Below are 2,505 nucleotides of genomic sequence, written 5' to 3'. Positions count from 1 at the left end.
CTGGGGTGCGTGGTGTTTCTCGGACTGGGGGAGTGTTTCTTCCCGTGAGTCGATAGGATGGATACCATGCCAGCAGCGAAATACTCGGAGGAGTTCAAGGCGCAGGTCGTGCGTGAAGTCGTCGAGAAGGAACGCACGATAGCGTCAGTGGCCGCCTCATACGACCTTGTTGCCCAAACAGTAGGTAACTGGGTCGCAAGATACAAAAAGGAGCACGCCACCGACCAGGACCGCAAGAAAGCCTCCGAGTCAGCCGAGATAGCGAAACTGAGAGCGGAGGTCCGTGAGCTGCGTCAGGAGAACGAGTTCCTGAAAAAAGCAGCCGCCTTCTTCGCCAAGGAACGACCGTGACCGAGCGCTACGAGGTCATCAACCGCGAAGAAGGCTCCTACCCCATCTCCTCAATGTGTCGGTGGTCCAGGGTATCAAAATCAGGTTACTACTCCTGGCGCGACCGACCCCAGTCACAGACGGCCATTAGGAGGGAGGAGCTGGCCATCATGATTAAGGGCGTTTTTGAGGACTCCGATGGTACCTACGGGTATCGAAGAATTCAGGTGGTCCTGGAGCGGCGCGGTGTGCGGGCCGACGGGGCCACGATCCGCGCCATCATGCGTGACCTGGGGCTACAGGCCGCCGGGCCACGGGCGAAAGTCCGAACCACCATACCGGCTGAGGACCTGGGAGAGCGCCCGGACCTGCTCGGGCGGGACTTCACCGCTGACAAGCCCGGCAAGAAGTTGTGCGGGGATATCACCTATGTCAGGACGTGGGCCGGATTCATTTATCTCGCGACCGTTTTGGACTGCTGCACCAAGAAGGTCGTGGGTTATGCGATGGCCGACCACATGCACACGTCCCTGGTGTGCCAGGCCATCGACATGGCGGTCAGGAGATGCCCGGTTGAAAAGGATGTGACGGTCTTTCATTCGGACCGAGGTAGTCAGTACACGTCTCAAAGATTCCTGGACCACCTCAACTCCTATGGCATTCGCCCCTCGGTGGGGCGCACGGGGGTGTGCTGGGACAATGCGTGGGCGGAATCCTTTAATGCCACGCTGAAGAATGAGAGGGTCCACCGGATGGTGTATCCCACGAAGGATAAGGCGGTCAAGGATATTGCCTCGTGGATCGAGCTGAGATACAATCATGTTCGCCTTCACTCAGCCCTGGGATACCGCACCCCGAACGAGGTCGAACGCGATTTCCTGGACTTAACAAAGGCAGCCTGAAACACAAAACAAGCACTGTCCGAAAAACACCCAGCAGTCCAATCAGGCCGAGCGCAGCATCCCGGCACAGCAGCAACCCCATGACTCTACCCGCCAGATCACAACAAAGTCACGGCGCACCGACAAAGGCCACGCCCCACCTCCCGCCAGCAGCTCACACCGACCGGCACAAACAGCAGCACAAGGGTGGTACAACCGCCAGCACAGCAAAACCCGTCCGACAGCATGAATCGCCCCAGGTTTCATGGGGGCAGTGATGACACGAAAGGATCATCGCCTTCATCAAACCCGGGGCGATTTCTCGGGTTCAGCTCGCGGCAGCCATATCGATAGTCAGGCGCAGGTTCAGTGCGTGGGCGATACGCCAGAGAGTCGAGACGGAGGGAACCTGCCCACCATTCTCGACGGCGGAGATGACTGACTGCTGGGTTCCCATGCGCCTAGCCAACTCGGCCTGGGTCAGCCCTGCACGTGTACGTGCGGCGTAGACGAGCTCGGCGAGCTGCAAGCGGGCCTCTTCCTCAGCCTCAGCGGCATCGAATCGGGCACGCTCGTCCGGAGTCATGGCAGCCAGGGCCTCGGCCTCAGCCTGCCGGAACGGTGTGGTCCTCATGATTGCTTCCTCTTCTTTCGGGCGCCCTTGGCCGCTGCCTGAGTGGACTGATAAGCAGCCTGGGCCCGCCGGGCTCGTAGGATCTCCCGCCGCTCGCTCTGGCGCTGCTTGCGGAAGGTGGTCAGCGTGATGGCCTTCCGTTCGGGTTCGAGAACGTACGTGATCCGTCTCGCCACCCCCTCGCAGGTGAACCGCAGTTCGCGCAGGCCTCCGCCCAGCTGTTTCGACAACGGCATGCCGAGCATGTGCCCGGCATCCTCCAGCCGAGTCAGCACGCGACGGGTTGCCGCCTTCCCCTCGGGGGTCAGGCCCTGATACCAGGTCAGAACCTCGTCCGAGAACTCAACCGTCCATCGCACAGACCCATTATGTCATTCACGTGATATCGCGACAAGACGATACTCTCGTTCCTACTGTGCCTGGGGCGCGGTCAATCGTTTATCCCACCTCAGTTCTGTCGGGGGTTCTTTGTGTTGGTGGTCAGGGTCTGGACTTCGGCGACGGGGAGGTTGATGGTGCTGGTGGTGGTGATGGCGGGCAGGGTGCCGGTGTTGCCGTCGGTGGCGGTGTAGGAGGCTGAGTAGGCGACCTTGATGGTCAGCGGCGTGGTGCCACCCAGGTGAGCCGTGAATCGTCCCGGGTTTGATGGAGGCAGTGATG

At 60.6% G+C, this 2,505-nt stretch carries 4 protein-coding genes and 1 pseudogene; 2 read left to right on the top strand and 3 right to left on the bottom strand.

Annotated features, from left to right (window positions below; genetic code table 11):
• Positions 1–66 precede the first annotated feature (66 nt).
• The gene (locus HMPREF2883_RS07845) at positions 67–351 is read left to right on the top strand and encodes a transposase (RefSeq protein WP_070660727.1); all 285 of its coding nucleotides are present in this window, start codon (positions 67–69) and stop codon (positions 349–351) included.
• On the top strand, positions 348–1,232 hold the full coding sequence (locus tag HMPREF2883_RS07840) for an IS3 family transposase (RefSeq protein ID WP_070660697.1): 885 nt from the start codon (positions 348–350) through the stop codon (positions 1,230–1,232). The genes HMPREF2883_RS07845 and HMPREF2883_RS07840 overlap by 4 nt, the downstream gene beginning before the upstream one ends.
• A 307-nt stretch (positions 1,233–1,539) precedes the next feature.
• On the opposite strand, the gene HMPREF2883_RS07835 is transcribed toward HMPREF2883_RS07840, so the two are convergent.
• The 3 genes and pseudogenes from HMPREF2883_RS07835 to HMPREF2883_RS07825 all read right to left on the bottom strand — a co-directional run.
• A complete protein-coding gene (locus tag HMPREF2883_RS07835; protein WP_070660694.1) occupies positions 1,540–1,845 on the bottom strand; it encodes a helix-turn-helix domain-containing protein in 306 nt (101 codons plus the stop codon).
• Positions 1,842–2,204 (bottom strand): type II toxin-antitoxin system RelE/ParE family toxin, encoded by a 363-nt coding sequence (locus HMPREF2883_RS07830; protein WP_070660690.1) that lies wholly within the window; start codon positions 2,202–2,204, stop codon positions 1,842–1,844. Before HMPREF2883_RS07830 ends, HMPREF2883_RS07835 begins: the two co-directional genes overlap by 4 nt.
• 89 nt (positions 2,205–2,293) lie before the next feature.
• A pseudogene (locus tag HMPREF2883_RS07825) lies at positions 2,294–2,505 on the bottom strand (hypothetical protein); the annotation flags it as partial.

The organism is Actinomyces sp. HMSC075C01, from assembly GCF_001812965.1.
GTDB lineage: Bacteria > Actinomycetota > Actinomycetes > Actinomycetales > Actinomycetaceae > Actinomyces > Actinomyces acetigenes.
This window is presented reverse-complemented; position numbering and strand designations above follow the sequence as displayed.

What these genes read in the sequence shown, in the direction of transcription:
- HMPREF2883_RS07835 (WP_070660694.1), bottom strand. Translation starts at nt 1,845, where the DNA reads ATGAGGACCACACCGTTCCGGCAGGCTGAGGCCGAGGCCCTGGCTGCC.
- HMPREF2883_RS07845 (WP_070660727.1), top strand. Translation starts at nt 67, where the DNA reads ATGCCAGCAGCGAAATACTCGGAGGAGTTCAAGGCGCAGGTCGTGCGT.